This is a genomic window from Aldersonia kunmingensis, from assembly GCF_001646865.1.
Taxonomy (GTDB): Bacteria; Actinomycetota; Actinomycetes; order Mycobacteriales; family Mycobacteriaceae; genus Aldersonia; species Aldersonia kunmingensis.
On record NZ_LRRB01000248.1, the window covers coordinates 1 to 7,167 of the forward strand.

6 protein-coding genes and 1 pseudogene are annotated in these 7,167 nt (G+C 68.1%); all 7 read left to right on the top strand.

Going from position 1 to position 7,167, the window contains the following annotated elements:
- The coding region (locus A8G08_RS27585; RefSeq protein WP_068277726.1) for an ATP/GTP-binding protein at positions 1-1,003 on the top strand (1,003 nt) is incomplete at its 5' end.
- Between the two features lie 82 nt (positions 1,004-1,085).
- Complete coding sequence (locus A8G08_RS27590; protein ID WP_068277729.1) at positions 1,086-1,571, top strand: hypothetical protein; 486 nt, start codon at positions 1,086-1,088, stop codon at positions 1,569-1,571.
- Entirely contained in the window at positions 1,568-3,067 is a 1,500-nt protein-coding gene (locus tag A8G08_RS19160) for a type IV secretory system conjugative DNA transfer family protein (RefSeq protein WP_169823334.1), read from the top strand. Before A8G08_RS27590 ends, A8G08_RS19160 begins: the two co-directional genes overlap by 4 nt.
- Positions 3,064-3,861 (top strand): hypothetical protein, encoded by a 798-nt coding sequence (locus tag A8G08_RS19165; RefSeq protein WP_068277745.1) that lies wholly within the window; start codon positions 3,064-3,066, stop codon positions 3,859-3,861. Before A8G08_RS19160 ends, A8G08_RS19165 begins: the two co-directional genes overlap by 4 nt.
- A 43-nt stretch (positions 3,862-3,904) precedes the next feature.
- Positions 3,905-5,163 (top strand): annotated as a pseudogene (locus tag A8G08_RS19170) (DUF1173 family protein).
- Positions 5,160-6,710 carry a hypothetical protein gene (locus A8G08_RS19175; protein ID WP_068277748.1) on the top strand — a complete coding sequence of 517 codons (1,551 nt, stop codon included), beginning with the start codon at positions 5,160-5,162 and terminating at the stop codon, positions 6,708-6,710. Before A8G08_RS19170 ends, A8G08_RS19175 begins: the two are co-directional and overlap by 4 nt.
- A gap of 88 nt (positions 6,711-6,798) precedes the next feature.
- Complete coding sequence (locus tag A8G08_RS19180; RefSeq protein ID WP_084436545.1) at positions 6,799-7,110, top strand: hypothetical protein; 312 nt, start codon at positions 6,799-6,801, stop codon at positions 7,108-7,110.
- Positions 7,111-7,167 lie beyond the last annotated feature (57 nt).

Genomic DNA, 7,167 nt, shown 5'->3' on the forward strand with positions numbered 1-7,167 from the left:
GGAAGGTCTCGGCGAGTACTCGCACATGGCGAGCCTGTTGCGCGCCAACAGCTTGCGATTCCGCGCCGGACACCGCAGTGGTGGGGCCCGGATCAACCTGCTCGATCCCGTGATCGCGCTCCGTCTGGACGAACGCGACACCGACGAACGCCCCGCCGGGCAACTCGCCCTGGTCAAGGCCGTGCTGGTGGACACCATGATGCAGCGGGGCCTGTCCGAAACCGACCACGCCGCCATCGCCCGCAGCCTCGAACTGGTCACCGGCGAGGCCCGCGATGCCGGGTACGACCCGACCATCGCGCATCTGTGGCGGCGACTGCTCGACCCCCAACCCGGCGACGGGGACCCGTTCGGTGCCTACGCCCCCGAATACGAGCGTTGGGGACGGGACTGCGGCCTCGCCTTGAAGCGCCTGGCCGAGGACGAACTCTCGGGCCTGGTTGACGGGCCCACGAGTGCGGACGTCCGTGCCGCGCTCGAGCATCCGTTCGTGCACACCGACATCTCCGCGCTCCCCGAGGACGGGCATGCGTTGCGGATCGTGATGACGGTGATGAACACGTGGCTGGCCAACCTGCTCGCCGACCGCTCCCGCGCCCACCGGCAAACGGTGCTCGGCATCGAGGAGGGTTGGCACATCGCCGACGGCTCCACCGGGAAACTGGTGCGCGCCAACATGAAACTCTCCCGCGGCACCGGCCTGTCGACGTGGACGGCGTTTCACCACCTAGCCGACTTCCCACCCGACTCGCCGGCGCGGGCGTTGATGCGCGAATCCAGCATCGTCTACCTGTTCGGGCAGGAACGCGCCGTGGACGCGCAGGAGTGCGCACACATGTGGGACCTCCCCACCGGATCCGTCGAAACCCTCATGTCCCTAGGGCGCGGGGAAGCCCTGTTGAAGGTCGGGTCCGAGGACCCGATCCTGCTGCGCCACATCCGCTCCGACATCGAAGCCACTCTCACCAACACCGACAGCGCCATCCTTGGCCACCGCACCTGATCACATCCATTCCCAGACAGGGAGATCCGCTGATGAGTCACCAGCATCGACACCGCGTCGTCACCGGACCAGCGAGGGCGCGATGAGCGCCCCCGACGGGGCGGTGGGTCAGCCGGCGCCGATCCTGCGGGCCTCCACCGTCTTCGGTGTCGGCGCGATCATTGCGGCGGTGGTCGCGGTGTGGGCGGGCCCCGGTGTCTCCGGGGTGCTGGCGGGGCACGGATGGTCACCCACCACCGGTATGGATCTCGCGGGGTGGTTGCACACTCCGGCCGACCCGGCGTCGAGCTGGTCGCACCACCCGGTCCCCGGCCCGGCGCCACTGCTCTATGGCGCAGTGGTGGTCGTGTTCGTCACGGAAGTGGTGGTGCTGGCGTGGCTGTGCGCCGCGATCGCGACGCACACCGGTGCCCACGCTCGCGGTCTTGCCGGACCTGCCCTGCTGCGGGCCAGCGGACTGTCCGCCCGCGCCGCCACCGGGAAATCGGTGCGCGAGTTCCCGATCCTCGCCGTCCACGCACACCAGGGTCAGCACCGCCGCGGACACCCAGGGAGGGGAGCGCTGTGATCGCCACCGCTGCAGACCACGGGATGTCGCGTGCACGATCGGCCACGACCCGCCCCGGCATGGCGCCGTCGTCGAGGCGTGGTTGGGCCGCGGATCGGCTGCGAAGGATTATGGCGCCGGGCACGTTCGCGCGCCGGGTCGCCGTCGACGTCGGCGCTTTGGATGGGGCGCGGCGGCATCGGGTGTTCCTGCAGCACCGCGACGGTGTGCTGGTGCACGGTCCCACCGGCTCCGGGAAGACGTGGCGCTTCGCCTACCAGCTCGTCGTCGACGCCCCGGGGTTCTGCCTCGCCACGACCACCAAGTCGCGTGATGTGCTGGCGGCCACGCTCACCACCCGCGCGCAGTGTGGGGAGATCGGGGTGTTCGACCCGGAGAACATCACCGGCTGGCCGGATCGGCTGCGCTGGTCGATCCTGGCCGGCTGCACCGACCCCGACACCGCCATTCGCCGCGCGGCGGCTCTCGCGGCGGCGATGCCGATCGAGGGCGCCAGGAACACCGGCTATTTCGAGGGTAAGGCCGCGACCCTGTTGCGCTGCTACCTGCACGCGGCTGCCCTGGATGCTCGCTCGGTGCGCGACGTGCGGATCTGGATCAACTCCCGCACGTCCACCGAGGCGCGCGACATCCTCAAAGGGATACGCCCGGACTGGGCCGCCGAACTCGACGAAACGCTCGGCAACAAATCCAACTCCACCGGCGACGTGGTCTCGGCGTGCGCACGACTGCTAGAACCCCTCGCCTCCCCGAAACTCCTTGCCGCCGTCGACGTCCCGCTACCCGCATCGCTCGACGTGGAGGCGATGGTGACCGGTGGGGCGAACACGCTGTACCTGGTGTCCGAGGGCACGAGCCGGTCGATGGCGCCGTTCGTCGCCGCGCTGGCGCACGAAGCCGAACATTATTTGCGCAAGGACTCCCAGACCCGCCCGGGCGGGCGTCTGGATCCGCCGGCGCGGTTCGTGCTCGATGAGATGAACAACGTCGCCCCGCTACCGGAGCTGCCGTCGAAGATGACCGATACCGGAGGGCGCGGCATCAACCTGTGGTGTTTTGCGCACAACCAGGAACAGAACGAACTGCGGTGGGGCCGCGCGGGCGGGCGGATGCTGTTCACCTCCGCACCGGCCGCGATCATCCTGCCCGGCCTGCACGGCGAGGACGAACTCGCCTCCCTATCGAGGTTGATCGGGGACCGCGAACACTGGCAGGTCAGCCACAGCCGCGGCGGGAATTCCTATCAGGCGCAGCAGCGCCCGATCATGAGCGGCGCCGCGATCCGCCGCATGGGCGACGACCAGGCACTGTTGTTGTACCGCAACGCCGCCCCCATCCAACTGCACGTGCCCACCGTGTGGACACAGCGCCGCCACCGCCGCACCGTCACCGCGGCACTGAACGAATTCGATGCCATCGTCGCTCGCCGCACCCCCGTCCCCGCGCGGTACCGCATCAGCAGCGGCGAACTCACCACCGAAGCGACCAGCACATGAGCACCACCGAACCGACACCACAGACTGCGTGGCCGGTCGATGCCGCCGCGGGCACCCCGAGCTGGCCCGACACCGGCAGTGCAAGTCCGGATTACGGGTGGTCGCGGTATGCGTGGCGTCACCTCGACCGCGAGCAGGCGCGGGTGTTGTGGGGCGAGCTCACCGACTGGGTGACCTGGCTACGTGCGCGGTATCAGCTCGGCCACACCATTCCGCCGTGCTGGTACCGGCACGGCGTCATTGTCGAGGAACTCACCGCCCTGATGGCCGCCCATCACGCCGCCTACACGACCGGATCCGACGGACACGACCCCGCGCGTGACGACCTCACCGCCTGGCACCGGCACTGGCTCTGGCCCCTGATCGACCGCCTCCCCGCACTGTCGACCACAAGCCGCTGCAGCGACACCACCTGCGCGCACAGCCCCCGTACCCCGATCACCCTCGACGAACTGTCCGAATTCCTCGCCACCGACCTCGACCACCGTCCCACACCGCAAGCACCACAACCGAAACCGAACCGGCACGATCCACCACGGGCATCGGCACCACGCCTGCACCCAGTTCCTGCCGACTCACCCGATGCCGAGCAGCCGGGGCATCCCAGCAGAGACACGATGTTCCTGAGTTCGGCGGCGATGAACGAATACCGAGCCCGCGGGGACGCGGTCGACCTGCTCGACCGCGACCGGGAGGGCCATCCCCGTGTCCGGCTCGACGGACACCTCTGGGCCTACACGCACGCGACAGGGGGTTGGATCCGCCAACCCGACGACGAGGACTCACCCGCATGACTGCGCCCACCATCTCGCGGCAACCATCAATCGGAGGTCGACGATGACGCGCTACCGGATCGACGGACACACCGTCGACGCCGACGACACCGAGCGGCTGCAGCCGCTGCTCGCCCACACCCACCGCACCACCGGAAGCACCGATACGCGACCAGTCTGCCTGTGCCGCAACGGGACCAGTTCGAGTGCGCCGGGCCCTACGATGTATGTGGCGCGGATCAACGGCACCTACATCCTCAAACGCATGCCCGGTACCGGCACCGAGCACGACCCACGGTGCCGCTCGTATGATCCGCCGCCGGAAGTGTCGGGGGCGGGGAGGTGCTCGGCACCGCGATCACCCTGTTGCCCGGTGACGGCGCTACCCGCCTCACCCTCGGGTTCTCCCTCACTCGCGCTCCCGGCCGGGCCGCGCCCACCGCCACCGCCGACCCCGATTCCACCAGCGCCCGCACCGACGGCGCCAAACTCACGCTCCGCGCGTTGCTGCACTACCTGTGGGACGAGGCCGGACTCACCCGCTGGGACCCCGCGGCGGCCGGCAAACGCAACTGGAGCGTCGTGCGCCGCGACATGCTGCACGCAGCGCAGGACAAGGTCGCCAAAGGCCAGCCCCTCACCGACGCGCTGTACGTGCCCGAGTACTTCGACCTCGACCACAAACACGAGATCGCCGCGCGCCGCGCCAGCCTATTGCGCCGGATCGCCGGACCCGCCAAAGGACGGCACAAACTCCTCCTGCTCGTCGCAGAGGTCAAGACCATCGTGCCGGCCCGGTTCGGGTACAAGATCGTGTTCAAACACGTCCCTGACTGCCCATTCCTGCTCCCCGAGGACCTGCATCGCCGCCTGCACAAGGCTTTCGACATCGAACTCGCATTGTGGGAGGCCGTCGAGCACACTCACCTCGTGGCCGCCGCCACATTCGCGGTGTCCCCGGCCGGGATTCCCACTCTCGACCAGATGGCGCTCATGCCCACCACCGACGCTTGGGTCCCGTTCGAGTCGGTGTTCGACAAGACCGTGCTCGACACCGTCGCCGCCGCAAGGCGGCCGTTCCGCAAAACCTTGCGCTACAACATGACCCGCGACAAACTGCTCGCCAGCCTGGTCGTCCTCGACACCGACCCGGCCACCGCCTGCTACATCACCGACCCCGACAACCGACACGCACACGAGCGTGAACTCGCTGACCTCGTCGCCAACAGCACACTCGCATCGTGGATCTGGGACCCGGCACAAGCGTCTGACCTTCCGCCCTTGCCCGACCGCTCTACCGTCGAGGAAAGAAGTCCAGCATGACCTTCCATGACCGCGTCGTCACCATCGCGACCTGGCACCTCACCACGCTCATCGGCACGCGACGCACCACCCACGACCCCGCAGCCGCCGCCGCGCATGAGCGTGAGATTCGTGCCCGCTACGGCGAGGTCGGCCTGTCCGTGTCTCGCGCGGTGAATAGCGCGTGGCCACAGCAGCTCTCCCTCGACGACGACTCCGCCCGAGTATTCGTCGCGGCCCTGTATCCGGCCCAATGGCACGACCCCGCACGCCGCGCCACGATCGACCGGCCGCGCGCGCTTGACCCGCTGGCTGCGGTGCGCGCGTGCGCCCGCACGCTGGTCCTCGACGCCAACCCGTGGCAGATCCACACCGACACCGTCGTCGGTGACCCGCCCGACATCGCCGCCATGCTCGACGACTACCTCATCGCCTGCGACACCGCGCGCACGCACGGTTGCGACGGGCCGATGATCGACAACGCCGTCTTCGAAGGCGCCGACCAGGCGCTCGACACCATGCGCCACGAACGCCACCCTGGACGCGAGGACATCGCCGCGGTCCTGTTTCACAGTGGCGCAGCCACACTCACTAGCCGTTGGCGCGACCCCGAGCAAGTCCGGCTTGATGCCCTCCGCGATGCCGTCGGCACCGTACTGGACGCGAGCACCGACAACCACCGTGCCAAAGCGATCGACGACTTCCTCAACAGCATCGACAGCGCCGCCGCTTCCCAGATTCGCATCGACCAGATCGACGCCACCATCGACACCGTACTCGCGGCCCACGCGTCACGAAACGGAGCAAATGTGGACGACATTCGGGACAGGTTCACCACGCTCATCGCCGATCATGCACCGCCGATCCCCGGGCCGAATACCGCACCCTCGGTGCCTGCATCGCCTGAGGAACGCGACTTCGACTTCTTCCGCGACGTCATCGGTGAGGACCTCGTCGTCGACGGAGTCGCCTACAGCGCAACCGAATACGAACCCGACGGCGACGGCGGCGTCCAGCCCCTCGGCGCCAGAGCCGCGCAAGAAGCACGCTGCGACGATCCCGCATACGCGGCTCGAGCCGACATCGAGGACACCCTCGATGCCGGCATCACCGAACGCTTCGCAACCGAGGACGACCCCGACAGGGTCATAGTCATCGGCATGGACCGCCGCGACTGGGTCGCCCACGAATACCGCCGCGACCCCGAGGCAGTCGACGGCGAACGCTACGTCGGCGAACTCACCGCGCCCACAGCGTCCAGGAATGTCGACCAGCTGCTCTCCGCGCTCGAAACCGCGCCGCACCGCACGACACTCGACCACGACACCGAGTTCGCCGAACCGGTGCACGTCCCGAGTCAGGTGCGAAAACGATTGCTCGCCTTCGAAACCGAGGTCGATCGCCGAAGCGACGACGTGCGACACGTGAGCCCACAGTCGCTCGCCAGCGCCGCTGGCGACGACCCACCGGCATTCTTACAACGAAACGCCGTGGTCGCCCTGCCGCAACACCACCGACCCGGCCGGCGCCCACCGCCACCGCCACCCCTGGGAGGGCCGACACTGTGACACCTCACCTGGCCGAACGTGTCGGTGGTGTTCGCGATGATGTGGGCAATGGTGGACGAGATGAGGCGCGAGAGGAGGTGAATCGACAATGATCATCGTCAGCGCACTCGCGCTCCTCGCACTGGTTGTCCTCGGCATCTGGGCATTCGGTGGCGCACTCGCACGATTCTTCGGCGGGCTGCTGATCATCTCGAGTCTGTGGAGCCTCGTCCTGGTCGTGCTCGCACCCACAATCTGGCCGTTCCTATACCTCGGAATCGGATTGTCGCTGTGGCTGTTCGGACACTGGCACTACGCCGTCAAGTACCACATTTGGAAGACTCCGCTCGCCTGTCGGGTATTCGCCTTCCGTGCGCTTCGCATCATTGATCCCACTCGGCACCGGGCTCGGATTCGGTGACTATCCCAAGATCAGCCAAGAGTCGACTATCGAGGTCCGCGCTGCTCAGGAATTGGG

Bases quoted from the DNA above. Each gene is read 5' to 3' on its own strand.
- A8G08_RS27590 (WP_068277729.1), top strand. From the start codon at position 1,086: ATGAGCGCCCCCGACGGGGCGGTGGGTCAGCCGGCGCCGATCCTGCGG.
- A8G08_RS19165 (WP_068277745.1), top strand. From the start codon at position 3,064: ATGAGCACCACCGAACCGACACCACAGACTGCGTGGCCGGTCGATGCC.
- A8G08_RS19175 (WP_068277748.1), top strand. From the start codon at position 5,160: ATGACCTTCCATGACCGCGTCGTCACCATCGCGACCTGGCACCTCACC.
- A8G08_RS19180 (WP_084436545.1), top strand. From the start codon at position 6,799: ATGATCATCGTCAGCGCACTCGCGCTCCTCGCACTGGTTGTCCTCGGC.